Here is a 24,293-nt window from a genome sequence, read left to right as displayed (position 1 = left end):
GCCTACGCTGACGCCATGCTCGCGGACACCGACGTGCTCGTCGTCGGCGCTGGACAGGCCGGACTCGCGATGAGCCACGAACTCACGCAGCTCGGCATCGACCACGTGGTCGTGGATCGCGAGCGCGCCGGCGCCGCGTGGTACGTGCGCTGGAACAGCTTCTGCCTGGTGACCCCGAACCACCTCATCCGGCTGCCCGGCGGGGAGTACGACGGCGACGACCCCGGCGGGTACCTGACCCGCGAGCAGGTCATCGTGCACCTGCGCCGGTACGCCGCGTCGTTCGGCGCGCCCATCCGCGAGCACGCCGGGGTGTCCTCGCTGCGGGTCGTCGACGAGGGCTTCGTCGCGCAGACCGAGGGCGGGCCGGTGCGTGCGCGGCGGGTCGTCGCGGCGACGGGCGCGTACCACCGGGAACGCCGTCCGCCGGTGGTCGAGGAGCTCGCGAGGCACGTGCCGGTCGTCGGCGCCACCTCGTACCGCTCGCCCGACTCGCTGCCCGAGGGGCGTGTGCTCGTGATCGGCGGTGGGCAGACGGCCGGGCAGATCGCCGAGGAGCTGCTGCTCTCCGGCCGCGAGGTGGTGCTCTCCGCCGGGCGCGCGCCGGCGATGCCGCGGCGCGTCGCGGGTCGTGACGGCATCGACTGGCTCCTGGACTCTGGCTTCTTCGAGCAGACCGCCGCCGACCTCCCGTCGCCAGCGGCGCGACTCGGGCCGAACCCGCTCGTGACCGGCCGGCGCGGAGGGCACGACCTGAACCTGCGCACGCTCGCCGAGGCGGGCGCGCAGCTCATGGGGCACATCACGGGGCTCGACGGCGATCGCCTCGTGGTCGCCGACGACCTGGCCGACTCCATCGCCGTGGGGGATGAGGGCTGGGCGTACATCTGCGCCCTCATCGCGTCGACCGCCCGCAGCCTCGGGATGCCCGAGCCCGAGCTGCCGAGCATGCCCGCCGGCAGCATCCCCGTCGCCCCGCCGCCGCGCCTGGCCGATCTCGCGAGCGTGGTCGTGGCCTGCGGCTTCCGCCCCGACTACCGGTGGATCGGCCTGCCGGGCGTCGTCGACGAGTTCGGCCTGCCCCTGCAACGGGATGGCGCGAGCACGGTCGTCCCCGGCCTCTACTTCGTCGGCGTGCCGTGGATGCGCTCACGCAAGTCGCCGCTGCTGCTGGGCGTCGGCGAGGACGCGGCGGTGGTCGCCGCGCAGCTCGCGGCGTAGCACCGCGAGGCGACGTCGCGGGCGTGGCGTCGCGCCATCCGCTCGTTTTGAACCTCGCGACCGAGTCGTCTACTATCGATCTCGGTACCGTGTCCGAGCGGCCGAAGGTGCAACTCTCGAAAAGTTGTGTGCGTGAAAGCGCACCGTGGGTTCAAATCCCACCGGTACCGCCATGAGAACCCCTGCTGAGGCAGGGGTTCTCTGTTTCTCCGGGACCGTTCGCGACGAACCCGCGTCCCAGCCGGTGTCGCCGGTGCGTGCGACGATGCCGCCGCGGGGGAGGGAGGCGGCATGCGGGGCGAGGCGAGCGTGCTGCACGCCGACCTCGACGCGTTCTACGCGTCGGTCGAGCAGCGCGACGCTCCCGAGCTGCGAGGGCGGCCCGTCATCGTCGGCGGCGGGGTCGTGCTCGCGGCGAGCTACGAGGCGAAGGCGCGTGGCGTGCGCACCGCGATGGGCGGCCGCGAAGCGCGCGGCCTGTGTCCTGACGCCGTGGTGGTCCCACCCCGGATGGACGCCTACTCCGAGGCCAGCAAGGAGGTGTTCGCGATCTTCCGCGACACGACGCCGCTCGTCGAGGGGATCTCCATCGACGAGGCGTTCCTCGAGGTCGGCGGGCTGCGGCGCATCGCGGGCACGCCCGAGGAGATCGCGGTGCGATTGCGCCAGCGGGTTCGCGCTGAGGTCGGGCTCCCCATCTCGGTCGGGATCGCGCGCACCAAGTTCCTCGCCAAGGTCGCGAGCGCGGTCAGCAAGCCCGACGGCCTCCTGGTGGTCGAGCCCGACCGGGAGGAGGCGTTCCTGCTCCCGCTGCCCGTCGAACGGCTCTGGGGCGTCGGCGCCGTCACGGCCGAGAAGCTGCACCGGCTCGGCATCCGCACGGTCGGGCAGCTGGCCGAACTCGAGGCGGATGCCACCGAGCGGCTCCTGGGCAAAGCGACGGGCGCGCACCTGCACGCGCTCGCGCGGCTGCGGGATCCGCGCCCGGTCGACACGACCCGGCGCCGCGGATCCATCGGATCGCAGCGAGCGCTCGGCCGCCGGCCGCGCTCGCCCGAGGAACTCGACGTCATCCTCACGCAGATCGTCGACCGGCTGGCCCGTCGCCTGCGGGACCGCGACCGGGTGTGCCGCACGGTGGTGCTGCGGCTCCGATCCGGCGACTTCACCAGGGCGACCCGGTCGCACACCGTGGGTCCGCCGACCGACCGTACGGCGGTGCTGCTGGCCGTCGCCCGAGCGCTGCTCGCCGGCGCCCAGCCGCTGATCTCGGAGCGAGGGATCACGCTCATCCGCCTCTCGTTCTCGAAACTGGATCGCGCCGATTCCGTGCAGCCCGAGCTCCCGATCGACTGGGGCGAGGGTGCACGACTCGACGCGGTGCTCGATGCCGTCCATGATCGGTTCGGCGCTGCCTCGGTCGCCCGCGCGGCGCAGCTGGGCCGTGATCCGGGCTGGTCGACGCCGGTGCTGCCCGAGCACGAGTGATTCCGCTCACCATCCGCTGCGGGTCGGCGTGTGTCCCTCCCGCGCGTCGTCGGGCATCGGCATCTCGGCACGCAGCCCCAGCAGCCGGATGGCGCGACCGGGCTCGATGCGCTCGGCCGCGAGCCCGAGCACCCTCGCGAGCACGTCGGCGCGGTCGGAGGTCTCGGGGATCCGCCGCTGGTAGGTCTTCGTGAGGAACGGGGCGTAGCGCACCTTGAGCGTGAGCCCGATCACGGGGCGGCCCTCCGCGGCGACGTCGTCGAGCACGCGCGCGACGAGCTCGCGCAGCGCCGCGTCGATCTCGGCCGGGTCGGCGAGGTCCTGCTGGAAGGTGGTCTCCCGGCTGTGGCCGCGCGCGACCCACGGCGTGTCGTCGACCACGCGGGCGCCCTCGCCGCGGCCGAGCTGCCGATACCAGGGCCCCATCCGCGGACCGAACTCGGCCGCCAGCACGGCCGGGTCGGCGCGCGCGAGCTCGGCGACGGTCGTGATGCCGTGCGCGGCGAGCCGGCGCGACACCTTGCTGCCGACGCCCCACAGCTCGATGGTCGGTCGGTGGCCCATCACCTCGAGCCAGTTCGACGCCGTGAGCCGGAACACGCCGCCGGGCTTGCCGAACCCGGTCGCGACCTTGGCGCGCACGAGCGTGTCGCCGATGCCGACGCTGCAGTGCAGCCCGGTGCGCCCGAAGATGGCGCGCTGCACCTCGCGGGCGTACGCCTCGGGGTCGTCGGTGGCGACGCCGACGAACGCCTCGTCCCAGCCCAGCACCTGCACGATCGCACCCGGTTGCGCGCGGAGCGTCGCCATGACCTCCTCGGATGCCGCGGTGTAGGCGGGCGCGTCGACGGGCAGGATCACGGCGTCGGGCGCCTTGCGCGCGGCGATGCGCAGCGGCATCCCCGAGCCGACGCCGAACTCGCGGGCCTCGTACGAGGCGGTCGACACCACGGCCCGCTCGGTGGGGTCGCCCCGGCCGCCGACGATCACGGGTCGCCCCGCCAGCTCGGGGCGCCGCAGCACCTCGACCGCGGCGATGAACTGGTCGAGGTCGACGTGCAGCACCCAAAGGGCCGGATCACGGCTCACGCGCCCCTGAATAGCGCGTTTCGACACACCGGCGCAACCCGTTGCCGGGGGATTGCGATCAGGAGGACAGTGGTGGCCAACGGAAGGAGAACCCCCATGAGTATCCTCGCATTCCTGCTCCTCGGCCTGATCGCCGGTGCCATCGCGAAGCTGATCCTGCCTGGCCGGCAGGGCGGCGGATGGCTGATCACGCTCCTGCTGGGCGTCGTCGGAGCCCTCCTCGGAGGGTGGCTCGGCAGCGTGCTGTTCGGCGTCGGCCTCGAGGAGTTCTGGGACCTGAGCACGTGGCTGCTCGCCATCGGCGGTGCCATCGTCGTGCTCCTGATCTACGGCCTCATCGTCAATCGCCGGCGTACCGCCTGATCGACCGGTCGCCCCCGGAGGGCCCGTCCGACCTCGTGTCGGCCGGGCCCTCCGGTGCGTCAGGCGTGGGCGCCCGCCCGCGCCTCGGCCAGTTCGACGAAACGGCGCAGCAGGCGTTGCGGCTCGGTGATGGATGCCGCGCGCACGCGCGTGCTCAGCGCGTCGAACTCGTGCGCGGGGAAGTACCCGTGGTGCCGGTAGACCTGAGCGCGCGCGATGAAGTCGGCCGTGGAGACCTCGGGATGGAACTGCGTGGCGTACACGTTCGCACCCGCCCGGTAGACCTGCACCGGGCATCCCGCGGACCGCGCGAGCAGCACCGCGTCCGGGGGCAGCCGACCGGTGGCCTCCTTGTGCCCCACGAGCGCGTCGAAGCGCACCGGGAGGCCGCCCACGACCGGGTCGGCCCGGCCCTCGTCGGTGAGGGTGATCTCCACCGCCGACGCCTGCTCGCCGTGGAGGGTGTCGACGGTGCCGCCGAGCACGCGCGTGAGCACGCCGATGCCGTAGCAGGTGAACATCACGGGGTGGTCGGTCGCGAGCGCGCGTTCGGCGAGCCGCGCGAGGTCGGCCTCGACGCGGCGCTGCACGGGCGACTTCGCCTCCTCGGGCGTCGTCACGTTGAAGGGGCTGCCGCCGACGACCACGCCGTCATACTGCTGCGGCGCGCGGTCGCCGAGCGGCTCGACGTCGAGGCGAAGGTGCTCGAGGCGCGCCGGGTCGAGCCCGGTGGCGCGGAGCACGGAGGCCCGCTCGGGGCCGACCGCGTCGAGTTCGGGCCGCGCGGAGACGAGGAGGAAGCGGCCGCTCATCGCCCGCGCCGCTTCCCGGGCCGGGTGCCGCGACCGCGCGCCGAGCGCGGCTCGGGCCGGCGCGGTGCCCGCTTCGGTGTCGGCGGTGCCGGCTCGGGCGGCTGCGCGCCGCGCGAGCTGCGCGCGGTGCGGCCCCGCACGACGCCCACGAACTCCTGGATGTCGTCGTCGTCGCGCTCGACGCGCCAGACGAGCGCGATGCGGGTCGGCGCGGCATCCGTCACGGGGACCGCGACCACGTCGCGGCGGTGGTGCAGGCGCGCCAGGCTGTGGGGCAGGACAGCCCAGCCGGTGCCCGCGGCGACGAGCTCGACGGTCATCGCCGGGTCGTCCTGGCCCGGCGCGGGAGGCTCCCCGGCGAGGTCGGCGAGCTCGATCGCCTCGGCGGCCGCGAGCGGATGGTCCTTCGGGAGGACCGCGACGGCGACCTCCTCCCAGAGCGGGATCGCGTGCAGGCCCTCGTCCTCGATCGGGAGCCGGACGAACGCGACGTCGGCCTCGCCCGTGACGAGCGCGTCGAGCTGGTGGGGCTCGTCGACGCGCTCGGCCTCGATCGGCAGGTCGGGTCGGCGCTCGGCCCACGCGCGCAGCCATTTCGCGGGGCTCACGCCCGCGACGTACCGCAGCCGCAACGACACGTCCGCCCCTTCCCGCCGCGCCGCGCGGCCCTCTCAGGCTAGCGTCGCCGGAGGTGGTCCGGTCGGTGCGTGACGCCCCCGGACGGGCGTAGCGGCCTGCCGCGCGGGCGGCGAGGACCGGAGCGGACTACCGTGGAGGGGTGAACGATGCGAAGCGCCGCCAGTCCCAGTCGATGAAGCCCGAGACGGCGGCCAAGAAGCTCGGCATCCTGCTCGAGGCCACGCCCGACGAGTTCCAGTCCTCGCCCGTGACGCGCGAGGAGCTCGCCGCGATGCAGGCCGACCCGCCCGAGTGGCTCGTGGACCTGCGCCGCGAGGGCCCGCACCCGAAGGGCGTGGTCGCCGCGAAGCTCGGCGTGTCCAACTCCGGCCTCGCGCGGGCGGGGGTGGTCGACCCCCTCACGACCGCGGAGATCAAGGCGCTGCTCGCCGATCCGCCCGCGTGGCTGGTCGAGGAGCGGGCGCGTCAGGCCGGGGTGCGCGCGGAGAAGCGGCGGATCGCCGAGCGCGACGCCGAGCGCGCGGCGCGCGGGGCCGCGGAGGAACCGCGCGGCGGCGGCGGAGGCGGCGCGGGCGTCTGAGCATCGCCGCGGAGCGGGCCGGGCACGCGACCGTCAGGCCGCGTACCGCGCGCGCAGGAACGCGCTGACGTCCGCGAGCTCGCGATCGGACACCGCATGGCCGAGCCCCTCGTACACGCGCTGGTCGAGGTCGGCGTGCGCGGGCAGCCACGCCTGCGTCTGCGCGATCGCGGCCGCCGGGATCACGTCGTCGGCCGCGCCGCGGCCCCAGAACACGGGCGGCGCGAGCCGCGACATCCGCTCGTCGCCCTCGCGGTCGCCAGGCAACGCGAATCCCGCGAGGCTGACCGCGAACGCGAACCGCTCCGGAGCCCGGCGCAGCAGCTCGATGGCCATCGCGCCGCCCTGCGAGAAGCCGAGCAGCCCGACCGGGGTCGTCTCGGGCACCACGCGGTCGAGCCACTCCAGCACCGCGGTCACGGCCGCTTCGGCGTCGACGGCCGTGAGTTCGTCGTCGGCCTGCTCCGGGAGCGGGAACCAGGAGTGCCCCCACCCCATCGCGATCGGCGCGCGCAGCGAGGCGATCGCGGGCTGCAACGGCAGGTACGGGCTCAGGCCGAACAGGTCGCCCTCGTGCGAACCGTAGCCGTGCAGCAGTACCAGCACCGGCCGGTCCGCCCGATCGGCCGGGGAGGCCGACCAGAGCACCGCCTCGTCATCGATCCGCATCCGGGCATCGTACCCCCGGCCGTCGTGGGGCAGAATCGAGGCATGGCCGTGCGCACACCCGACCCGCACCCCGACTGGGAACCCGGCGACGAGCCCGTCGTCCAACCGCCCGCGAACCCGGGCTGGCTCTCCGACCTCGAGCTCGCCGAGGTCCGGGGGCGGCTGCCGCTGCTCTACGTCGAGGCGATCCCGGTGCGGGTGGACGGCATGGGCCAGGTCACCGAGGTGGGCATGCTGCTGCGTGCGAACGCGGTGGGCGAGATGACCCGCACGCTCGTCTCCGGCCGCGTCATGTACGGCGAGACCATCCGCGACGCCCTGTTCCGGCACCTCGAGAAGGACCTCGGCCCGATGGCGTTCCCGCTGCTGCCCGCGAGCCCGGTGCCCGTCGCGGTCGCCGAATACTTCCCGCTGCCCGGCATCACGCCGTTCACCGACGAGCGGCAGCACGCCGTCTCGCTCGCCTACGTCGTGCCGGTCACGGGCACGTGCGAGCCGCGCCAGGATGCGCTCGAGGTCACGTGGATGTCGCCCGCCGAGGCCTCGAGCGACTCGCTCTCGGCCGAGATGGAGGGCGGGCGCGGCGTGCTGCTGCGCCGAGCGCTCGCCGCGGTCGGCGCGCTGCCCTGACGGGCGTGCGCGTCAGCGCACCATCCGGATCTCGTGGACGGTCTCGCCGAGGAACGGCTCGTCCTGCCAGGCGCCGTCGGCGACGAGGCCGTTGCGCGTGTAGAAGTGCACGGCCCGCTCGTTGGCCGAGGGCACCCACAGGTAGGCGGGCCCGTCGCCGATCGCCGCGTCGAACAGCTTCTGCCCGATGCCCTTGCCGTGGTGCTCGTGCCGCAGGTGCATGAAGTAGAGCTCGCGCTCGCGCGGCGCCTCCTCGTCGCGGGCCGGACCGGCGCCGGCGAATCCGACGATCTCGCCGTCGATGAGCGCGGCGACGTGGGTGAAGTCGTCGCCCTGACCCATCCAGTGCGTCCAGAGCTCGGCCATCCGGCGCGGCGACAGGTTCTCCAGGGTGGCGCGGCTCACGAGGGTGTCGTAGTCCTCGTGCCAGCACTGCGCGTGCACGCGGCCCAGCGCCTCCGCGTCGGAATCGCGGACGGGACGGATGACGACATCGGCAACGACCTCGGTGCTCATGCCGTCAGGCTAACCCCGCCTCCCCGACATGGAGAAATCGGTGACGCGTCTCAGGGCTGGCACCGTGCCGCGCTCAGGGTTGCCCTGCCGGACATGCAGGGTGCGCCCGGTGCCTCGCCCCCGGGCCCCTTCCATACCGTCGGAGGCATGACTTCGAACACCACCAGGATCAGTGCTGCCGTCGCCGCGACGGCCGTCGCCGTCGGCCTCGCCGGCTGCGTCGCCTCGCCGTCCGGACCGGCTCCCGTCGGCTTCGACGGCGTCCAGTCCGCGACCATCCAGCTCGAGGCCGTCGGCACCTTCGTCTCGCCCGAGGAGGGCGGCTACGAGGCGGCGGGGCGCGGCTCCGGCTTCATCATCACGCCCGACGGCCTCGCCGTCACCAACAACCACGTCGTCACGGGCGCCGGCACCATCAAGGTGTGGCGTGGCGGCGACACCACGAAGGAGCTGAGCGCGAAGGTGCTCGGCACCTCGGAGTGCCTCGACCTCGCGGTCGTGCAGCTCGAGGGCGACGGGTACCCGTTCCTCGACTGGCGCAAGGGCGACATCGACACCGCGCTCGACGTGTACGCGGCCGGCTTCCCGCTCGGCGACCCGACCTTCACCGAGACGAAGGGCATCGTGTCGAAGGCCGTCACGAGCGGCGAGACGCCGTGGGCCTCGATCGACGGCGTCATCGAGCACGACGCGCGCATCCGCGGCGGCAACTCGGGCGGACCGCTCGTCGACTCCGAGGGCGCGCTCGTGGGCGTGAACTACGCCGGCAACGACACGCTCGACTACAACTACGCCATCCACCGCGACGAGGTGCTCGACGTGGTCTCCGACCTGGTCGACGGCACGGACGTGCTCAGCCTCGGCATCAACGGCGAGGCGCTCGTCGGCGAGGACGGCACGGGCCTCGGCATCTGGGTGAACTCGGTCAAGTCCGGCTCGACGGCCGACGAGGCCGGCGTGGAGCCGGGCGACCTGCTCACGCGCATGGAGGGCGTCTCGCTCGGCGCCGAGGGCACCATGACCGAGTACTGCGACGTGCTGCGCACGCACGGCCAGGACGCCACGCTCTCGGTCGAGCTGTACCGCCCGGCCGACGGGCTGACCTACCGCGGCCAGTTCAACGGCGAGCCCATCACGGCCGTGCCGGTGGTGGCCGGCACCGGCACCGAGGACCCGGGCTCGGGCGACTACGTCGCCGTCAGCGACGACTCCGGCGTCATCGGCGTCGAGGTGCCCTCGACGTGGACCGGGGTCGACGGCGCCGCCGTCACCGACGCGAACGGCACCACCTGGGAGTCGGTCTCGGCGTCGCCCGACCTCGCCGGCTACACCGGCTCCTGGGGCGCGCCCGGCATGACGGTCTACGCGTCGCAGGACGCGGCGGGCATGTCGCCGGATGACGCGGCGAACCTGCTCACCGAGGGCCTCGCCGAGCAGGGCTGCACCTCGACCGGGCGCGAGCCGTACGACGACGGCCTGCACACCGGCGTCTGGGAGATCTTCACCGGCTGCGGCGGCAGCGCGACCTTCGTGGTCGTGGGCGCGAACGACATCAGCGGCTCGTACACCGTGGTGGTGGCGGCCCAGGCGATCAGCGACGCCGACCTCGAGGCGGCCGACCGCGTGCTCGGCAGCTTCTACGCCGCGTACTGAGCCCACCGACGCGAACGGCCCCGCACCCATTCCGGGTGCGGGGCCGTTCGGCGCTCGTCATGCTCGGCGTCCGCGTCGACTGGGCGATCCTGGCTGTAGCGCGGAAGGTGCGCCCGCCAAGATCGCCCACTCGGGAAGTGCGGGGTCCGCTTTTGGAGGGCTCAGCCCTGCGCGCGACGGTTGGTGCGGGTGTTGCGCGACGGCGAGACGAGGCTGCCGACCCGGAGCGGCGCCTTCTGGGCGCCCTGGCGGCCGGAACCGCCCTGCGCGCCCGACGCCTTCGCGGGGCGGCCCTGGCCGCCGGCCTGCTTCGGGGCGTGCGCGCGCGTCTCGGCGGCGCGACCCGCGCGCTCGCCGCCGCGCGGCGTCTGCGGGGCGACATCCGCCCCCGCGCCGGCGCCGCGACCGCGACCCCGGCTCCGGCGTCCCTGGCCGGGGGCCGACGGCGTGCCGGCCGCCGCGGCGTCGCGCGCCGCGCGCTTGCGCTGCGCGTTGGCGCCCTGCGACCGGCCGCCGCCGCCCTGCTGCTGCGGCGCGGCCTTGGGCTGCGGCTTCACGTACGGGGCGACCTCGCCGACGAGCTTCGCGACGGCGGGCGACTGGGCGGTCACCGGCTGGGGGGTCACGCGGATGTCGGCCTTGCGGAGCAGCGTCTTCAGGTCCTGCTTCTGGCCGGGCAGGCAGATCGTGACGACGTCGCCCTCGCTGCCCGCGCGAGCGGTGCGGCCGGAGCGGTGCAGGTACGCCTTGTGCTCCATGGGCGGGTCGACGTGGATCACGAGCTCGACGTTGTCGACGTGCACGCCGCGCGCCGCGACATCCGTCGCCACCAGGACCTTGACCGAGCCGTCGCCGAACGCGGCGAGGTTGCGGTCGCGCTGCGGCTGCGACAGGTTGCCGTGCAGGTCGACCGCGGGGATGCCCTGCTCGGTGAGCTTCTTCGCGAGCTTCTTGGCGTGGTGCTTGGTGCGCATGAACAGGATGCGACGGCCGGTGCCCGACGCGAGCGTGCGCACGAGCTCGTTCTTGCCGTCGACGTCGTCGATCTCGAACACGTGGTGCGTCATCGCGGCGACGGGGGAGTTGGCCTCGTCGACCGAGTGCAGCACCTCGTTCTGCAGGTAGCGCTTCACGAGCCGGTCCACGCCGTTGTCGAGCGTCGCCGAGAACAGGAGGCGCTGTCCGCCGCGGGGGGTCTTGTCGAGGATGCGCGTGACGACCGGCAGGAAGCCGAGGTCGGCCATGTGGTCGGCCTCGTCGAGCACCGTGATCTCGATCGCGTCGAGGGTCAGGAAGCCCTGCTTCATGAGGTCCTCGAGGCGGCCGGGCGTGGCCACGACGATGTCGACCCCGGCGCGCAGCGCGGTGACCTGGCGGGTCTGGTTGATGCCGCCGAAGATCGTCGTGACCTTCAGGTCGTACGCGGCCGCGAGCGGCTCGAAGGTCTGCGTGATCTGCGTGGCGAGCTCGCGCGTGGGGGCGAGCACGAGGCCGAGCGGGCGGCCCGCACGGCGCCGGCCGCCGGCGAGCGACGTGCCGAGGCGCGCGACCATGGGCAGCGCGAACGCGATGGTCTTGCCCGAGCCGGTCTTGCCGCGGCCGAGCACGTCGCGTCCGGCGAGCGTGTCGGGCAGGGTGTCGGCCTGGATGGGGAACGGGGTGGTCTTGCCGTCGGCCGCGAGGGCGGCGACGAGGGGGGCGGGCACGCCGAGCGCGCCGAAGGTGATCTCGGTCAAAGGGGGTTCCGATCGGGAAGGCACCCAGCAGGGTCGAGCCGCGCGGCGGCAGGTCGAGACCCGGCGATGGGAGGGAATGGCGAAGACGCCGGTCGGCGAATCCGTTCGCCGTATGAAGTCGACGGGCGCTGGGCCCGGAAGCGTGTCTACGACGCAGGCGGCGCGATCGTCGCGCTCGCCGGAGACCACCATAGCAGGAGCGGAATTCAGGAAGCTGTGCGGGGTGTCGGCACGACACGCCGGGTGCGCGGCCGCGACACGCCGTGCGCTCCTGAATTGCGCACATGGCGGATGGCACGAAGCGCCGGCGGTGCAGGAGCGCTCAGCGCGGCATCCGCTCGCCGACCGGGATCTCGACGGCCACCGTGTTTCCTGCCGGCGCGAGCGGGCACGACCAGGACGGGTCGTAGGCGCACGACGGGTTGTACGCGAAGTTGAAGTCGATGACGAGCGCGTCGTCGTCGCCCGCGGAGCCGAGATCGGCGCCCTTGATGGTGTCGAGCAGGTACCGGCCGCCGCCGTAGGTGCCGCCCGGCTGGCCGGCGAGCGAGTCCTTGACGGGCAGGAAGAGGCCGCCGCCATAGGTGCGCAGGCGCCACACGTCGAGCGTGCCGAGGTAGGGGATCCGCACGGTGCCGACGAGCGAGAACGGGATGGCGCCGTCGCTGGAATCGTCGACCACCATCCGCACGGGTTCCTCGGCGCGGTGCACCTCGAGCACGAAACGCCAGTCGGGGTCGTAGCGCGACACGGTCAGCCCCGTGAACCGGGCGCGGTCGTCGGGCAGCAGCGGCGACTGCGGATGCCCCGCGAACAGCTCGTCGCGGCCCGACCGCCAGAGCTCGTGGCCCTCGGCGGGGTCGTGGAGGCTGAGATGCCGCACGCCCGCGTAGAGCCCGAACACGCGGCGCCGCCAGTCCTGCAGCTGCAGCGCGCCGAGCGTCGCGGTCATGCGACGGCCCTCGCGGCATCAGCCGTGCCGGGCGGGTCGAACGCCCAGGTGGGCGCGAGCTGCCTCAGGCGCACGCCGCGCCACTGCCAGAACGCCCAGGTCGGGTACCAGAGCAGCGCGTCGAGCACGGGCCCGGCGCTCGCGCGCAGCTGGTCGCGGTAGAGGGTGCGCCCGTCGGGCAGCGCCGAGACGGCCATGCGGTGGTCCCAGGTGCGGAACGCGGAGAGCGGACCGGTGAGGGCGCCGCCGCCGTCGCGCAGCATCCGCACGCCGGGCGGGAGGCCGCCCGGGTACGACACGTCGATGACCTCCTCGCCGATCGGCGCGGTGCCGAACGCCAGCGCGCGCAGCCGGTGGGCGCCCTCGGGCCAGGTCGCGGGGAACCCGCCCGCCTCGAGCGACTCGAAGTCGAGCCAGGGCGCGACGACCTCGCGCAGCACGGCGGGGCTGCGGATGGCGCGCCACGCCGCATCCGCATCGCAGTCGAGGGTCAGCTTCAGCAGCACCCGCATGGCTCGACCCTAGGGCATCCTGCCGGCGGTCAGGCTAGGCTCGCGCCATGCCCGACGGTCTGGAGTGGCTGCCCTCGCTCGTGGTGTTCGGCGCCGCGGCGATCGCGTTCGCGGCGGGCATCATCGGGTTCCGCCGGCTGGGTTCGAGGCGCGAGGCGCGCGACGCCGATGCCGCCCGCGCGTTCGAGCGCTCGGCCAAGGCGAGGCTCGTGCACGCCGACGAGGCGGTGCGCGACGCCGAGCAGGAGGTCCGCTTCACCGAGGCCCAGTTCGGCGCCGAGGCCGCGCGCGAGCTCGCCTCGACCGTGGAGCAGGCCCGGGGCCGGCTGCGCGAGGCGTTCCTGCTCCAGCAGCGCCTCGACGAGGCCGAACACGATCCGGCGGCCGCGCGCCGCGCCCGCAGTGCGCGCATCGCCTCGCTGTGCGACTCCGTCGAGCACGCGCTCGCCGAGGCCGGTGCGGGGCTCGCCGGCCGCCGTGCGGCCGAGCGCGGCGCGGCCGACGAGGCTCCCGTGCAGCGCGAGCGCGCGACACGGCTGGCGGCGCGCCGAGCGGATGGCGCGTCCGCCCTCGCGCGACTGGGCACGCGGTTCTCGGCATCGGCGCTCGCCGGAGCGTACGGCGCGCTCGCGCGGGCCGACCGCGACCTGGAGGGCGCCGCCGCGGCGCTCGAGGAGGCCGAGAGCCGGCTCGGCGCGCCCGCGACGCCGGTCGCCGCCGCCCGGCCGGTCGCCGACGTGCTCGGCCGCGCGGCGCACGCGCTCGACCGCGCCGAGGCCGAGCTCGCCTCGGTCGAACGCGTCGAGCTCGACCTCGCCGCGGCCGCGCAGGACGCGGCCGCGGAGGCCACCGCGCTCGACGTCGACCTCGTGGCCGCGCGCCGCGAACGCGACGGGGCCACGGATCCCGACGCGGGCGCCGCGCTCGCCGCCGCGATCGGCGAGCTCTCGCCGATGCTCGTCGGCCGAGAGGAGCGGGCCGCCGACCCGTTCGCCGAGCGCGACCGCCTCCGCGCCGCGCGGGACCGCCTCGAGGTGGCGCGTGCGACCGCCCGGCGCGCCGAGCAGCGGCTCGACGGGGCGCGCGATGCGCTGCCGGGCGCCCTCGCGATCGCCGAGAGCCAGATCGCGGTCGCGCAGGGCGCGATGGAACGGGCCCGCGCCTTCGTCGGTGCCGACGCCCGTACGCGCCTGGCCGAGGCGGAGCGGCAGCTCGGCATCGCGCGGCGCGAGGCCGACCCCGTCGCCGCACTCGACGCGGCACGCCGCGCGGCCGCCCGTGCGAGCGACGCCGAGGCGCTCGCGCACTACGCGGCGCTGCACCGCTGACGGCGCAGACCGCCGCCGCCCCTTCGAGCAGCCCCGGGCGCCGGGCGGCCCCCGGCTACTTGCCCCCGGAGACGCGGATGTCGGCACCCGTCGTGTACGACGCGTCGGCGGAGAGCAGCCACGCGACCGCGCCGGCGATCTCGTGCGGCTCCCCGGGCCGGCGCATCGGGATGCCCGCCGCGCGCTCCTCGGGCGCGTTCGGCCGCCCGGCCGCCGCGTGGATCTCGGTGCGCGTGGTGCCCGGCGAGACGGTGTTCACGCGCACGCCCGCCGACGCGAACTCCTTCGCGAGGCCGACGCTCATGATGTTCACGGCGGCCTTGCTCGCGGCGTACGGGATGTACGTGTCGGGTGCGCCGTGCGTCGCCGCACCCGAGGAGATGTTCACGATCGCCCCGCCGGCGCCGCCGTGGTCCGTCGCCATGTGCGCGATCGCGGCGCGGCACAGCACCATGGGTGCGAGCACGTTGATGCGGAACACCAGCTCGGACTCCTCGATCGAGCCGTCGAGGAAGGGCCCGATGCGGCCGGTGATCCCGGCGTTGTTCACGAGCCCCGTGACCCGCCCGAACCGCCGGACGGCCTCGGGCACGACCTGCGCGGCCGCGTCGAGGTCGGCGAGGTCGACCTGCAGCAGCTCGACGCGGGCGCCGGCCGCGCGGCATCCGTCGGCGACGCGCTCGGCCTCGTCGGCGCGCTCGCGGTAGGTCAGGAGCAGGTCGTGCCCGTCGGCGGCGAGGCGTTCGGCGATCGCTGCGCCGATGCCGCGGCCTCCGCCGGTGATGACGGTCACGGGCCTGGCGTCGACATGCGAGGTCATGCATCCACCCTACGAGGGCCGGGCCCCGGCCGATCGCGTACCCTGTCGCGGTGAGCGAGATGACGCCGGCGGGCGATCCGGCCGCGCAGGCCAGGTACCAGGTGCGATTCGACCAGGGCGCCGAGGGTGCGCGCCGCATCGCGGGCGCCGCCGACGTGCTCGTCTGGGTCGACCAGGTGGCGGATGCCGCGCCCGACGGCGAGGCCGCACCGCCCGTTCCCGCCGAGGCCCTCGCGGCCGCACCCGGCGCGGCGGTGCTCGTCGCCGGCCTGCGCGACGCGGCCGCCGCCGCGGCCTGGATCCTCGCCGACCAGGAACGGCTCGGCCGGCGCTCGTACCTCGCGATCGTCGCCGCGGGGCGTGCCGACGGCGGGTTCGCGGCCGACGACGTGCTCGCCGCGGGCGCCGTCGTCGACGCGCTCACCGAGCTCGGCATCGACGACACGTCGCCCGAGGCGGCCGTCGCGTCGTTCGCGTACGCGGGGCTGCGCCGCGCGGTCGCGCACCTGGCCACGGCCTCGGTCGCGGGCCGCGAGGCCGTCGCGGCGGGCGTCGACCCCGCCGTGCTGCGCCGGGCGGCGGCGCGCGACGAGGCGGCGACCGCCCGGGTCGTCCGGGAGCGCTGAGGAGCAGCGGATCCCGCCGCGGGGGAGCGCTGGGCGCTCGCCGGATCAGGCCGCCGTGAGTGCGACCTTGCCCGACTTCCGCGCGCGGTGCGCGCGGACCTTCGCGCGATTGCCGCACCGCTGCATCGAGCACCACCGCCGGCTCGCGGCGCGCGAGGTGTCGAGGTAGACGATGCCGCAGCCGCCCGCGCAGATGCGCACGCGGCCGTCGTTGGCGGGGCCGAAGCAGTCCACGGCGTCGCGCGCGATCGTCGAGAGCGCCTGGCCGACGGTCTGCACCGACCGCCCGGCCTGGCGCGAGCCGCCCGCGAGCGTCGGCGGGATGTCGGGCGTGGCCGCGTAGAGGTTGACGAGGTCGATGTCGGGCGCGCGAAGCTCCTCGCCGCGCCCGGCGGCGAGCGCGAGCCGGCCGATCGCGTCGCGCAGCGACACCGCGTCGAACAGGTCGCGCGATCGCGCGGCGCCGACGGGCATCGGGAACCGCTCGCGCATCCACGCCGTCAGGTCGTCGGGGCCGTGCAGGCGCTCGGGGGCGACGGCGACGCGGATCGCCCCGGTGTAGGCGAAGTCGAGCGCGAACGAGCCGGAGTCGAACCACCACCGGCCGCTGTCATCGGTGAACCACTGGCCGACGGGGATCGAGACGGTCGAGACGGGCACCGCACCAACCTATCGGCTCGGCGGGGGCGGTGACGCCGGGCGGAGCGCGGCCGGGTCGGCCGCCGCGGCCGCGGCGGCCCGCCGCATCGCCTCGGTGATCTCGCGGCGCCGCCACACGATGAGGTTGGAGTGGTCGAAGCCGCGGCGGCACAGTCCGCAGCTGAGCGGTCGTGACGGCGCACGGTAGCGGAAGTGCTCGTGGCCCGCGGGGCAGCGCCCGACCCACGGGGCCAGCTCGTGCGCGACCGCGCCGTCGTGCGTGCGTCGCCCGACGTAGCCGATCTCGGCGGCGATGCGCGCCCACTTCGGGCCGTGCCCGGCGCGGGGGCCGGCCATGGCGTGCGCGACCTCGTGCAGCAGGATCTGGTGGATCTCGTCGTCGTCGTAGCGCGCGGCGAGGTAGCGCGAGACCGAGATGCGCCGCTCGGTGTAGTTGCACAGCCCGGCGCGCTTCTTGGCATTGTCGAAGCCGAAGCTCCAGGCGGCCGGATCGAGGTGCAGGGCGATGAGCGCCTCCGCCCAGATCCGAACCCGGTCGAGTTCCGCCATGGGATGAGGATAACGCCCACGACCGGCGTCGGCACGGGGCTCAGCCGGTCGCCTCCAGCCGGATGCGCAGCAGGCGGTCGTCGCCCTCGCGAGGGGAGCCGCGCCCGTCGGTGTTGTTCGTGATCGCCCAGAGCTCGCCGTCGGGGCCCGGCACGACGTCGCGGAAACGCCCGAACTCGCCGTCGTACGCGTCCACGACCTCCGTCGGGGAGGTGGTCGCGGGGCTCGCCCACCACAGCCGTTCGCCGCGCAGCGCGGCGATCACGACGGTGTCGCCGACCACGGCGATGCCGCTCGGGCTCGCCTCGTCGGTCGGCCACTGCACGGCGGGGTCCGCGAAGCGGTCGTCGCCGGCGCGTCCCTCCACGACGGGCCAGCCGTAGTTCCCGCCGGGGACGATCCGGTTCAGCTCGTCCCACGTGTCCTGGCCGAACTCGGCCGCCCACATGCCGCCCGCGGCATCCCACGCGAGGCCCTGCGGGTTGCGGTGGCCGAGCGTGTAGACGAGCGTGCCGAACGGATTGCCGGGCGCGGGTGCGCCGTCGGCGGTCATCCGCAGGATCTTGCCGCCGAGGGAGCCGGGATCCTGGGCGAGCTCGGTCCGCCCGGCATCGCCCGCCGTGGCGTAGAGGAACCCGTCGGGGCCGATCGCGAGCCGGCCGCCGTTGTGCCGCGAGCCGCGGGGGATCCCATCGAGCACGACCGCGGGCTCGCCGAGGCCGAGTTCGCCCGGCTCGCCGGTGAGCGGCATGCGCACGATGCGGTTGTCGGCCTCGGTCGTGAGGTAGGCGAACACGGATGCCGCGTCGTCGCCGTCGCCAGGCAGGTAGGCGAGGCCGAGCAGGCCGCCCTCGCCGCCCGGGGCGACGCCCGGGACCACCCCGGCCTCGCGGAGCGTGCCGTCGGCGAGCACCTCGACGATGCGGCCGCGATCGCGTTCGCTCACGAGCACGCCCCCGTCGGGCAGCCGCAGGATCGACCAGGGTGCGTCGAGGCCCTCGGCGATCGTCTCGGGGGTGCCGGCGGGCGCGAGCCGAGGCGGCGTCGTCGTGCCGGGCGCGACCGTGGACGTCGGGGCCGACGCGGACGGGGTCGTGATGACGGGGCCGGAATCGGAGGGTGTCGCGCATCCGGCGACGAGGAGTGCGGCGACCGCGGGCACGCCCGCGACGATCGCCCTTCGCCGAGCGCCGTGACGCATCCGATCACCCCCGGCCTCCAGTCTGCGCGAGCGGCTGCCGCATCGCGACCCCGGGGTGAGAATGGGAGCATGCCGCACGCGATCGACCTCAACGCCGACCTCGGGGAGTCGTACGGCGCGTGGCGCATGGGCGACGACGAGGCCATGTTCGCGCTCGTCTCGAGCGCGAACGTCGCGTGCGGCTTCCATGCGGGCGACCCGCTCACGATGCTGCGCAGCGCGCGGCTCTCGGCCGAGCACGACGTGGTGCTGGGCGCGCACCCGGGCTATCGCGACCGGGCCGGTTTCGGTCGGCGCGAGCTCGCGGTGTCGGCCGCCGAACTGGCCGCCGAGGTCGCCTACCAGGTGGGCGCGCTCGTCGCGATGGCCCGCTCCGCCGGCACCCGGGTGCGCTACGTCAAGGCGCACGGCGCGCTCTACCACCGGCTCGGTGCCGATGCGTCGGCGGCGAGCGCGGTCGCCGACGCGCTCGCCGGATTCGACGAGGGGCTCGTGGTGCTCGGCGCGCCGGGCGGCGAGCTCGAGCGGGCCGCCGCGTCGGCCGGGCTGCGCTACGCGCGAGAGGCGTTCATCGACCGCGGCTACCTCGCCGACGGCACGCTCGTGCCGCGCCACGAGCCCGGCGCGGTCGTCCACGACCCCGTCGCCGCGGCCGACCGTGCGCTCGAGCTCGTCGAGACCGGGGGCCTCGCCGCCGACGACGGCGCGCGCATCGAGCTCGCGCCTGACTCGCTGTGCCTGCACGGCGATACGCCCGGATCCGTCGACCTCGCACGTGCGGTGCGCGCCGCGCTCGACGCGGCCGGACACGCCGTCCGACCGTTCGCATGATGACCGCGCGCGTGCTGCCGTCGGGACGCGCGGCGCTCCTGGTCGAATGCGACGCGCTCGCCGACGTCCTCGCGCTCCTCGACGTGCTCGCGGCGTCCGCGCCCCCGGGCGTGGTCGAGCTCGTGCCGGCCGCGCGCACGCTGCTCGTCTCGCTCGACCCCGCCCGCCTGCCGCTCGAGTCGGCGGCGAGCTGGGTGCGCGCCGCGGCGGCGGAGGCGCCGACGGCGGCCGCGCCGGCGCCCGCCGGCCTCGCCGATGCCGTCGTGGTCGACGTGGACTACCGCGGCGTCGACCTGGCCGCGACGGCGGACCTCCTCGGCGTCTCGGCCGAGCACCTCGTCGCGCGCCACACCGCGACCGCGTGGCGCGTCGCCTTCATCGGGTTCGCGCCCGGGTTCGGCTACCTCGTCGCCGAGGACTGGCCGTTCGACGTGCCGCGGCTCGATGTCGCGCGCACGCGCGTGCCCTCCGGCGCGGTCGGCCTCGCGGGTGGCTTCTCCGGCGCCTACCCGCGCGAGAGCCCGGGCGGCTGGCGGCTCGTCGGGCGCACGGAGGCCGCGCTCTGGGATCCCGCGGCCGACCCTCCTGCCCTGCTGGCCCCCGGCCGGGCCGTGAGGTTCCGGGCGGTGGGCTCGTGACCGCGCTCAGGGTCGAGGCGGTCGGCGGACCCGTGCTGGTCGAGGACCTCGGCCGCCCGGGCCTCGCGCGGCTCGGCGTCGGCGCCTCGGGCGCGCTCGACCGCGGTGCGCTCGCGCTCGCGAACCGGCTCGTCGGCAATCCCGACGGCGCGGCGGGCCTCGAGGTCGTGCTCGGCGGCCTCCGGCTCGTGCCCGATGCCGAGGTCTGGGTCGCGGTCGCGGGCGCGTGGGGCCCGGTGCTCGTCGCCGGCCGCGACGCCGGGCCGTACCGCGCGGTGCGCGTGCGCGCGGGCGAGCCGCTCGAGCTCGGCCCCGCCCGGCGAGGACTGCGGTACGCGCTCGCCGTGCGCGGCGGCATCGACGAGCCCGCGGTGCTCGGCTCGCGCAGCCGCGACACGCTCGCCGGGATCGGGCCCGGAGCCCGTGCAGGAGGGGCGCCTGCTCGAGGTCGGCGTCGAGCCCGCGGCATCCGTGCCACTCCTCGACGATGACGCCGCCTACCCGCCGCCGACCGGGCCGGTCACCCTGCGGCTCCTGCGGGGCCCGCGCGCCGACTGGCTGACGGATGCCGCGCTGGGGACCCTGTACGAGTCGCCCTGGCGGCTCTCGGCGTCGTCGGATCGCATCGGCGCGCGCCTCGAGGGACCCGTGCTCGAGCGGCGCGTGGTCGGCGAGCTCCTGAGCGAGCCGACGGTGGCTGGCGCCATCCAGGTCACCGGTGCGGGCGTGCCCACGGTGCTGCTCGCCGACCGCCCGGTCACCGGCGGCTATCCGGTCGCGGCGATCGTCGATCCCGGCTCGCTGGACCGCCTGGCGCAGGTGCGTCCGGGGCAGGAGATCCGGTTCCGTCACGCGAGGTAGGTCTGGAAATCGTTCGTCAACTGGTGCATAGTTGCTGGAAGTAATTTCCAACCCTACTCGGAGGATCGATGACGCCCTTCCGCACGCCCGGACCCGACCCGCACGCCTCCGCGCTCGATCGACGCGGCTTCCTCACCCTCGCCGTGGCGGGCGCCGCCGCCTCGGCCTTCACCGTGACGATCGGCACGATGGCCGCGCCGACGCTGCCGGCCCACGCCGCCGAGGGCGCGGCCCTCGCCCCGCGCAAGCGCGAGCTGCGCGCCATGTGGATCTCGTCGGTCGTGAACATCGACTGGCCCTCGCGCACCGGGCTCACCGCCGACCAGCAGCGCGCCGAGTTCCTCCACTGGCTCGACGTGGCCGAGCAGTTCCGGCTCAACGCCGTCTTCGTCCAAGTGCGGCCCACGGCCGACGCGTTCTGGCCGAGCCCGTACGAGCCGTGGTCGCAGTACCTCACGGGCGTGCAGGGCCAGGACCCGGGCTACGACCCGCTCGCGTTCATGGTCGACGAGGCGCACGCCCGCAACCTCGAGTTCCACGCGTGGTACAACCCCTACCGCGTGTCGATGCAGGCCGACCCCGCGAAGCTCGTCGCCGAGCACCCGGCCCGGCAGCACCCCGAGTGGGTGTGGGCCTACGGCGGCAAGCTCTACTTCGACCCGGGCATCCCCGAGGCGCAGGAGCACATCCAGCGCGCCATCCTGCACTCGGTCGAGCACTACGACCTCGACGGGGTGCACTTCGACGACTACTTCTACCCGTACCCCGTCGCCGGCCAGGCGATCCCGGATGCCGCGACCTTCGCCGCGTACGGCGCGGGCTTCGGCGACATCGCCGACTGGCGCCGCCACAACGTCGACACGTTCGTGCGGACGATCTCGGAGCGCATCAAGCAGGCCAAGCCCTGGGTGAAGTTCGGCATCAGCCCGTTCGGCATCTGGCGCAACCGGGCCACCGACGCGCTCGGGTCGGCCACCGGCGGCTCGCAGTCGTACGACATGCAGTTCGCCGACACCCGCCGCTGGGTGCTCGAGGGCTGGCTCGACTACATCAATCCGCAGATCTACTGGCAGTTCGGCCTCGCCGTCGCCGACTACGCGGCGCTCGTACCCTGGTGGGCGGATGTCGCGGCGCAGTCGGGCACGCACCTCTACATCGGCGAGGCGCTGTACAAGGTCACCTCGGGCGTGTTCACCGACCCGGCCGAACTGGCGAACCACCTCGACTTCGACCGCGAGGTCGACGCCGCGGGCACGCCCGTGCACGGCAACGTGTACTTCTCGGCCAAGCACGTGCCCGCCGATCCGAACGGCTCGATGAGCCTCGTGCGCGAGCGCCACTACGCGCACCCCGCGATCGTGCCCGCCATGGAGTGGCTGCCGGCGACGGCCGTGCGCCCGCCCGTCCTGACGAACGCCGACCGCACCGCCGACGGGAACCGGCTCGCCTGGAACGACGCGGTGCCGGGCGACGCACGCGCGACGTCCTTCGCGGTGTACCGCGTCGACGGGGACGGCTCCGTCGACATCGAGGACGCAGGTGCACTGGTCGCGACGGTGCGCGCCGCCGACGGCGTGCGGCAGGAGTGGACGGACACCGCAGCCGAGCCCGGCCACGCGTACACGTACGCCGTCACCGCCCTCGACCGGGTCTGGAACGAGTCGGCGCCGAGTGCCACGCGGACGGTGCGCTGAGACCGCGGCCCGGGGCCGGCGGGGGCGACGGCACCGGGCCGCTGCGGCGGACGAGGGGACTCGAGCCCCCTCGTCCGCGACGGGCGGGGCGGCTGCTGGGTGCCGCCCCGCCTATCCCTTCGTCAGGAACACCGAACGCGACGGCGGCGGCGAGGGCACGGCGGTCGCGTCGGTCACGACCGGCGCCCCTGCGACGAAGCGCACGAGCTCGTCGCCCTCGACGAGCTTGGCCGGCGCCGGGTCGGCGGCGAGGCGCCGCGGCATCGAGGCGAACGGCAGTTCGGCGTCGGAGGCGTACATGACGACGTTGCCGAACCGGCGCCCCTTCAGCATCGACGTGTCGGCCGCGATCGCGACGTGCGCGAAGACGTGCGCGAGCGTCGCGGCCTGCGAACGCGCGAACGCGAGCCCGGCGCCGTCGGCGACGTTCACCGCCACGATCCCGCCCGGCGCGAGGAGCGGCGCGAGCAGACCGTAGAACTCGGCGCTCGTGACGTGCGCCGGAGTGCGCGAGCCCGAGAAGATGTCGACGACCGCGACGTCGACCGCGCCGTGCAGGCCGGCCGGGAGCTTCGCGAGCACCTCGCGCGCGTCGCCGTGCCGCACGCGCAGCTGCGCGCCGCGGGGGAGCGGCAGGTGCTCGCGGACGAGCTCGACGAGGTCGGACTCGAGCTCGACGACCTGCTGGCGCGAGCCGGGCCGCGTCGCGATGACGTACCGCGGGAGCGTGAGCGCGCCCCCGCCGAGGTGCAGCGCCGTGATGGGCTCGCCCGCGGGCCGCACGAGGTCGATCGCGTGCCCGATCCGCCGGACGTACTCGAAGCCGAGCCACTCCGGGTCCTCGAGGTCGACGTGCGACTGCGGCGTGCCGTCGACGTAGAGCGTCCACGCGCCGGGGCGCGTGCGCGACTCCTCGAGGCGGGCGACGTGCCCGCTCACGGACAGGCGGCGTTCGGGGTTCGGCACGGATGCCACGCTACCGCCGACCGCTCAGCAGGCGCCCCACAGCACGACGTCGAGCCGCGCGCCCTCGAGCACCTCGACGGGGAACGGTCCCGCCGCACGCAGCCGTTCGAGCACGCGGGGCGGGATGCCGCGTCCCGCCACGATCACGGCGTTGCCCTCCTCGGCGCCCGCGAGCACCGCCGGAGGGCCGACCACCACCAGGTCGCACGCCGGATCGGCGCGCGCCACGGCGCGCGCCTGCGCCGCGAGCCGGGGGCCGCCCGCGGCGTCCGCCACGTTGACCACCAGCAGCCCGCCGGCGGCGAGCCGGTCGAGCGCGAGGCGCATGAACGCGGGCTCGTCGACGAAGGCGGGCGCCTCGAGCCGCGCGTAGAGGTCGACGATCACGAGGTCGAAGCGCTCCCCGGGCGGCAGGCGGTCGAGCGCGTCGCGCGCGTCGGCGACCATGACCGCGATGCCGGCGTCGGACGGCAGCGGCAGCCGCTCCCGCACGATCGCCACGAGGCGCGCGTCGGCGTCGACCACGACCTGCGCCGAACCGGGGCGGGTCGCCGCGACGTAGCGCGCGAGCGTCATCGCGCCGCCACCGAGGTGGAGCACGGCCAGCGGCGCGCCCGGGTCGGCCATCGCGTCGACGACGTGCCCGATGCGGCGCACGTACTCGAAGAAGAGGCGCGTGGGGTCGGCGGCGTCGACGTGCGACTGCGCGGCGCCGTCGACGAGCAGCGTGAGCCCGGTCGACGAGAACACGTCGGCCTCGAACTCGATGCGCGGCGCCATGCGGGCATCGTGCCACGCCGTGTGCCGGTGCGGCCAGCCCGGGAATGAGCAATCGATGCTCAGGTGGCCGGCCCGCGGCATCCGCGACCCTAGGATCGAGCGGAAGGGGAGGCGAGATGACCGAGCTCTACGACGAGGTCGGCGGTCCCGACGGGGTGCGCACGGCCGTGGCCGTCTTCTACCGACGGGTGGTCGACGACGACGAGCTCGGCCCCTGGTTCGAGGGCATCGACCTCGACCGGCTGAAGGCGCACCAGCGCGCGTTCCTCGCCGCGGCGTTCGGCGGCCCGCAGGTGTTCTCGGGCCGGACGCTCGCCGACGCGCACGCCGGACTCGCCGTCACCGATGCCGCGTTCGACCGCATCGTGCAGACCCTCTGCACGAGCCTGGCCGACCTCGGCGTGCAGCAGGACGTCGTCACCCGGGTCGCCGAGCGGCTCGAGCTCGCGCGCAGCGAGGTCGTCGGCGCCTGAGCCGCC

The 24,293-nt window shown here is 75.0% G+C and carries 26 protein-coding genes, 1 tRNA gene and 1 pseudogene; 14 read left to right on the top strand and 14 right to left on the bottom strand.

Features of this window, described 5'->3' with window-relative positions:
• The first annotated feature begins 15 nt into the window (after positions 1 to 15).
• From JOD46_RS16250 to dinB, 3 genes are all read left to right on the top strand, one after another.
• Positions 16 to 1,221, top strand: a complete 1,206-nt coding sequence (locus tag JOD46_RS16250; RefSeq protein ID WP_204395509.1) for a flavin-containing monooxygenase — start codon at positions 16 to 18, stop codon at positions 1,219 to 1,221.
• Between the two features lie 83 nt (positions 1,222 to 1,304).
• Positions 1,305 to 1,394 (top strand) — tRNA-Ser (locus tag JOD46_RS16245).
• Positions 1,395 to 1,512: 118 nt separating this feature from the next.
• Positions 1,513 to 2,709, top strand: coding sequence for a DNA polymerase IV (gene dinB / locus JOD46_RS16240; RefSeq protein WP_204395508.1), 1,197 nt, complete (start codon positions 1,513 to 1,515; stop codon positions 2,707 to 2,709).
• Between the two features lie 6 nt (positions 2,710 to 2,715).
• On the opposite strand, the gene JOD46_RS16235 is transcribed toward dinB, so the two are convergent.
• Entirely contained in the window at positions 2,716 to 3,798 is a 1,083-nt protein-coding gene (locus JOD46_RS16235) for a DNA polymerase IV (protein ID WP_443588421.1), read from the bottom strand.
• A gap of 96 nt (positions 3,799 to 3,894) precedes the next feature.
• On the opposite strand from JOD46_RS16235, the gene JOD46_RS16230 reads away from it, so the two are divergent.
• Positions 3,895 to 4,161, top strand: coding sequence for a GlsB/YeaQ/YmgE family stress response membrane protein (locus JOD46_RS16230; protein ID WP_204395507.1), 267 nt, complete (start codon positions 3,895 to 3,897; stop codon positions 4,159 to 4,161).
• A 59-nt stretch (positions 4,162 to 4,220) separates the two neighbouring features.
• On the opposite strand, the gene JOD46_RS16225 is transcribed toward JOD46_RS16230, so the two are convergent.
• On the bottom strand, positions 4,221 to 4,973 hold the full coding sequence (locus JOD46_RS16225; RefSeq protein WP_204395506.1) for a glutamine amidotransferase: 753 nt from the start codon (positions 4,971 to 4,973) through the stop codon (positions 4,221 to 4,223).
• Complete coding sequence (locus tag JOD46_RS16220; RefSeq protein WP_204395505.1) at positions 4,970 to 5,611, bottom strand: LysR family substrate-binding domain-containing protein; 642 nt, start codon at positions 5,609 to 5,611, stop codon at positions 4,970 to 4,972. The genes JOD46_RS16225 and JOD46_RS16220 overlap by 4 nt, the downstream gene beginning before the upstream one ends.
• Before the next feature lie 173 nt (positions 5,612 to 5,784).
• Here JOD46_RS16220 and JOD46_RS16215 point away from each other — a divergent pair, with 173 nt between their 5' ends.
• Positions 5,785 to 6,192 carry a DUF5997 family protein gene (locus tag JOD46_RS16215; RefSeq protein ID WP_204396781.1) on the top strand — a complete coding sequence of 136 codons (408 nt, stop codon included), beginning with the start codon at positions 5,785 to 5,787 and terminating at the stop codon, positions 6,190 to 6,192.
• Positions 6,193 to 6,225: 33 nt separating this feature from the next.
• Here the strand turns inward: JOD46_RS16215 and JOD46_RS16210 are convergent, their stop codons facing one another.
• Positions 6,226 to 6,861 (bottom strand): alpha/beta hydrolase, encoded by a 636-nt coding sequence (locus tag JOD46_RS16210; RefSeq protein WP_204395504.1) that lies wholly within the window; start codon positions 6,859 to 6,861, stop codon positions 6,226 to 6,228.
• Positions 6,862 to 6,903: 42 nt separating this feature from the next.
• Here JOD46_RS16210 and JOD46_RS16205 point away from each other — a divergent pair, with 42 nt between their 5' ends.
• Positions 6,904 to 7,491, top strand: coding sequence for an NUDIX hydrolase family protein (locus JOD46_RS16205; protein WP_204395503.1), 588 nt, complete (start codon positions 6,904 to 6,906; stop codon positions 7,489 to 7,491).
• A 12-nt stretch (positions 7,492 to 7,503) separates the two neighbouring features.
• Here JOD46_RS16205 and JOD46_RS16200 read toward each other — a convergent pair whose 3' ends face one another.
• A complete protein-coding gene (locus tag JOD46_RS16200) occupies positions 7,504 to 8,007 on the bottom strand; it encodes a GNAT family N-acetyltransferase (protein ID WP_204395502.1) in 504 nt (167 codons plus the stop codon).
• 147 nt (positions 8,008 to 8,154) lie between these two features.
• On the opposite strand from JOD46_RS16200, the gene JOD46_RS16195 reads away from it, so the two are divergent.
• Positions 8,155 to 9,660 carry a S1C family serine protease gene (locus JOD46_RS16195; protein ID WP_204395501.1) on the top strand — a complete coding sequence of 502 codons (1,506 nt, stop codon included), beginning with the start codon at positions 8,155 to 8,157 and terminating at the stop codon, positions 9,658 to 9,660.
• A 161-nt stretch (positions 9,661 to 9,821) separates the two neighbouring features.
• Here JOD46_RS16195 and JOD46_RS16190 read toward each other — a convergent pair whose 3' ends face one another.
• From JOD46_RS16190 to JOD46_RS16180, 3 genes are all read right to left on the bottom strand, one after another.
• Positions 9,822 to 11,396: a DEAD/DEAH box helicase gene (locus JOD46_RS16190; protein WP_204395500.1), complete on the bottom strand. Its 1,575-nt coding sequence runs from the start codon at positions 11,394 to 11,396 to the stop codon at positions 9,822 to 9,824.
• 322 nt (positions 11,397 to 11,718) lie between these two features.
• Complete coding sequence (locus tag JOD46_RS16185; protein WP_204395499.1) at positions 11,719 to 12,348, bottom strand: DUF1684 domain-containing protein; 630 nt, start codon at positions 12,346 to 12,348, stop codon at positions 11,719 to 11,721.
• The gene (locus tag JOD46_RS16180) at positions 12,345 to 12,860 is read right to left on the bottom strand and encodes a hypothetical protein (protein ID WP_204395498.1); all 516 of its coding nucleotides are present in this window, start codon (positions 12,858 to 12,860) and stop codon (positions 12,345 to 12,347) included. The genes JOD46_RS16185 and JOD46_RS16180 overlap by 4 nt, the downstream gene beginning before the upstream one ends.
• Positions 12,861 to 12,907: 47 nt before the next feature.
• Between JOD46_RS16180 and JOD46_RS16175 the strand changes: the two genes are divergently transcribed.
• Positions 12,908 to 14,188 (top strand): hypothetical protein, encoded by a 1,281-nt coding sequence (locus JOD46_RS16175; RefSeq protein WP_204395497.1) that lies wholly within the window; start codon positions 12,908 to 12,910, stop codon positions 14,186 to 14,188.
• Positions 14,189 to 14,243: 55 nt separating this feature from the next.
• Here JOD46_RS16175 and JOD46_RS16170 read toward each other — a convergent pair whose 3' ends face one another.
• Positions 14,244 to 15,008 carry an SDR family NAD(P)-dependent oxidoreductase gene (locus JOD46_RS16170; protein ID WP_204395496.1) on the bottom strand — a complete coding sequence of 255 codons (765 nt, stop codon included), beginning with the start codon at positions 15,006 to 15,008 and terminating at the stop codon, positions 14,244 to 14,246.
• Between the two features lie 59 nt (positions 15,009 to 15,067).
• Here JOD46_RS16170 and JOD46_RS16165 point away from each other — a divergent pair, with 59 nt between their 5' ends.
• A complete protein-coding gene (locus JOD46_RS16165) occupies positions 15,068 to 15,634 on the top strand; it encodes a 2-phosphosulfolactate phosphatase (RefSeq protein WP_204396779.1) in 567 nt (188 codons plus the stop codon).
• Positions 15,635 to 15,679: 45 nt separating this feature from the next.
• Here JOD46_RS16165 and JOD46_RS16160 read toward each other — a convergent pair whose 3' ends face one another.
• Genes JOD46_RS16160 through JOD46_RS16150 form a run of 3 tightly spaced genes read right to left on the bottom strand, consistent with a single transcriptional unit; the run spans position 15,680 to position 18,005 of the window.
• Entirely contained in the window at positions 15,680 to 16,294 is a 615-nt protein-coding gene (locus JOD46_RS16160; RefSeq protein ID WP_307835074.1) for a CGNR zinc finger domain-containing protein, read from the bottom strand.
• 9 nt (positions 16,295 to 16,303) lie between these two features.
• On the bottom strand, positions 16,304 to 16,843 hold the full coding sequence (locus JOD46_RS16155; protein ID WP_204395495.1) for a SprT-like domain-containing protein: 540 nt from the start codon (positions 16,841 to 16,843) through the stop codon (positions 16,304 to 16,306).
• Positions 16,844 to 16,883: 40 nt separating this feature from the next.
• On the bottom strand, positions 16,884 to 18,005 hold the full coding sequence (locus tag JOD46_RS16150; RefSeq protein WP_307835073.1) for a PQQ-dependent sugar dehydrogenase: 1,122 nt from the start codon (positions 18,003 to 18,005) through the stop codon (positions 16,884 to 16,886).
• 108 nt (positions 18,006 to 18,113) lie between these two features.
• Here JOD46_RS16150 and JOD46_RS16145 point away from each other — a divergent pair, with 108 nt between their 5' ends.
• The 4 genes and pseudogenes from JOD46_RS16145 to JOD46_RS16130 all read left to right on the top strand — a co-directional run bounded on the left by JOD46_RS16145 (position 18,114) and on the right by JOD46_RS16130 (position 22,068).
• Positions 18,114 to 18,875, top strand: coding sequence for a LamB/YcsF family protein (locus JOD46_RS16145; protein ID WP_204395493.1), 762 nt, complete (start codon positions 18,114 to 18,116; stop codon positions 18,873 to 18,875).
• Positions 18,875 to 19,513 (top strand): 5-oxoprolinase subunit B family protein, encoded by a 639-nt coding sequence (locus JOD46_RS16140; protein ID WP_204395492.1) that lies wholly within the window; start codon positions 18,875 to 18,877, stop codon positions 19,511 to 19,513. The genes JOD46_RS16145 and JOD46_RS16140 overlap by 1 nt, the downstream gene beginning before the upstream one ends.
• Positions 19,510 to 20,374, top strand: a pseudogene (locus JOD46_RS19015) (5-oxoprolinase subunit C family protein). Before JOD46_RS16140 ends, JOD46_RS19015 begins: the two are co-directional and overlap by 4 nt.
• 68 nt (positions 20,375 to 20,442) lie before the next feature.
• Positions 20,443 to 22,068, top strand: a complete 1,626-nt coding sequence (locus tag JOD46_RS16130; RefSeq protein ID WP_204395491.1) for a glycoside hydrolase family 10-like protein — start codon at positions 20,443 to 20,445, stop codon at positions 22,066 to 22,068.
• Positions 22,069 to 22,179: 111 nt separating this feature from the next.
• Here JOD46_RS16130 and JOD46_RS16125 read toward each other — a convergent pair whose 3' ends face one another.
• Positions 22,180 to 23,043 carry a spermidine synthase gene (locus JOD46_RS16125; RefSeq protein WP_372432724.1) on the bottom strand — a complete coding sequence of 288 codons (864 nt, stop codon included), beginning with the start codon at positions 23,041 to 23,043 and terminating at the stop codon, positions 22,180 to 22,182.
• 15 nt (positions 23,044 to 23,058) lie between these two features.
• A complete protein-coding gene (locus JOD46_RS16120) occupies positions 23,059 to 23,814 on the bottom strand; it encodes a spermidine synthase (protein WP_204395489.1) in 756 nt (251 codons plus the stop codon).
• A 116-nt stretch (positions 23,815 to 23,930) separates the two neighbouring features.
• Between JOD46_RS16120 and JOD46_RS16115 the strand changes: the two genes are divergently transcribed.
• The gene (locus JOD46_RS16115) at positions 23,931 to 24,287 is read left to right on the top strand and encodes a group I truncated hemoglobin (protein WP_204395488.1); all 357 of its coding nucleotides are present in this window, start codon (positions 23,931 to 23,933) and stop codon (positions 24,285 to 24,287) included.
• The last annotated feature ends 6 nt before the right edge of the window (positions 24,288 to 24,293 follow it).

It is taken from the genome of Agromyces aurantiacus (assembly GCF_016907355.1).
In the GTDB taxonomy this organism is placed as follows: Bacteria; Actinomycetota; Actinomycetes; order Actinomycetales; family Microbacteriaceae; genus Agromyces; species Agromyces aurantiacus.
Note: the sequence above shows the minus strand (reverse complement) of the source record. Positions and strands in the feature narration are given on the sequence as shown.

What these genes read in the sequence shown, in the direction of transcription:
- JOD46_RS16250 (WP_204395509.1), top strand. Translation starts at nt 16, where the DNA reads ATGCTCGCGGACACCGACGTGCTCGTCGTCGGCGCTGGACAGGCCGGA.
- dinB (WP_204395508.1), top strand. Translation starts at nt 1,513, where the DNA reads ATGCGGGGCGAGGCGAGCGTGCTGCACGCCGACCTCGACGCGTTCTAC.
- JOD46_RS16230 (WP_204395507.1), top strand. Translation starts at nt 3,895, where the DNA reads ATGAGTATCCTCGCATTCCTGCTCCTCGGCCTGATCGCCGGTGCCATC.
- JOD46_RS16225 (WP_204395506.1), bottom strand. Translation starts at nt 4,973, where the DNA reads ATGAGCGGCCGCTTCCTCCTCGTCTCCGCGCGGCCCGAACTCGACGCG.
- JOD46_RS16215 (WP_204396781.1), top strand. Translation starts at nt 5,785, where the DNA reads ATGAAGCCCGAGACGGCGGCCAAGAAGCTCGGCATCCTGCTCGAGGCC.
- JOD46_RS16210 (WP_204395504.1), bottom strand. Translation starts at nt 6,861, where the DNA reads ATGCGGATCGATGACGAGGCGGTGCTCTGGTCGGCCTCCCCGGCCGAT.
- JOD46_RS16205 (WP_204395503.1), top strand. Translation starts at nt 6,904, where the DNA reads ATGGCCGTGCGCACACCCGACCCGCACCCCGACTGGGAACCCGGCGAC.
- JOD46_RS16200 (WP_204395502.1), bottom strand. Translation starts at nt 8,007, where the DNA reads ATGAGCACCGAGGTCGTTGCCGATGTCGTCATCCGTCCCGTCCGCGAT.
- JOD46_RS16195 (WP_204395501.1), top strand. Translation starts at nt 8,155, where the DNA reads ATGACTTCGAACACCACCAGGATCAGTGCTGCCGTCGCCGCGACGGCC.
- JOD46_RS16185 (WP_204395499.1), bottom strand. Translation starts at nt 12,348, where the DNA reads ATGACCGCGACGCTCGGCGCGCTGCAGCTGCAGGACTGGCGGCGCCGC.
- JOD46_RS16180 (WP_204395498.1), bottom strand. Translation starts at nt 12,860, where the DNA reads ATGCGGGTGCTGCTGAAGCTGACCCTCGACTGCGATGCGGATGCGGCG.
- JOD46_RS16175 (WP_204395497.1), top strand. Translation starts at nt 12,908, where the DNA reads ATGCCCGACGGTCTGGAGTGGCTGCCCTCGCTCGTGGTGTTCGGCGCC.
- JOD46_RS16170 (WP_204395496.1), bottom strand. Translation starts at nt 15,008, where the DNA reads ATGACCTCGCATGTCGACGCCAGGCCCGTGACCGTCATCACCGGCGGA.
- JOD46_RS16165 (WP_204396779.1), top strand. Translation starts at nt 15,068, where the DNA reads ATGACGCCGGCGGGCGATCCGGCCGCGCAGGCCAGGTACCAGGTGCGA.
- JOD46_RS16155 (WP_204395495.1), bottom strand. Translation starts at nt 16,843, where the DNA reads ATGGCGGAACTCGACCGGGTTCGGATCTGGGCGGAGGCGCTCATCGCC.
- JOD46_RS16145 (WP_204395493.1), top strand. Translation starts at nt 18,114, where the DNA reads ATGCCGCACGCGATCGACCTCAACGCCGACCTCGGGGAGTCGTACGGC.
- JOD46_RS16140 (WP_204395492.1), top strand. Translation starts at nt 18,875, where the DNA reads ATGACCGCGCGCGTGCTGCCGTCGGGACGCGCGGCGCTCCTGGTCGAA.
- JOD46_RS16130 (WP_204395491.1), top strand. Translation starts at nt 20,443, where the DNA reads ATGACGCCCTTCCGCACGCCCGGACCCGACCCGCACGCCTCCGCGCTC.
- JOD46_RS16120 (WP_204395489.1), bottom strand. Translation starts at nt 23,814, where the DNA reads ATGGCGCCGCGCATCGAGTTCGAGGCCGACGTGTTCTCGTCGACCGGG.
- JOD46_RS16115 (WP_204395488.1), top strand. Translation starts at nt 23,931, where the DNA reads ATGACCGAGCTCTACGACGAGGTCGGCGGTCCCGACGGGGTGCGCACG.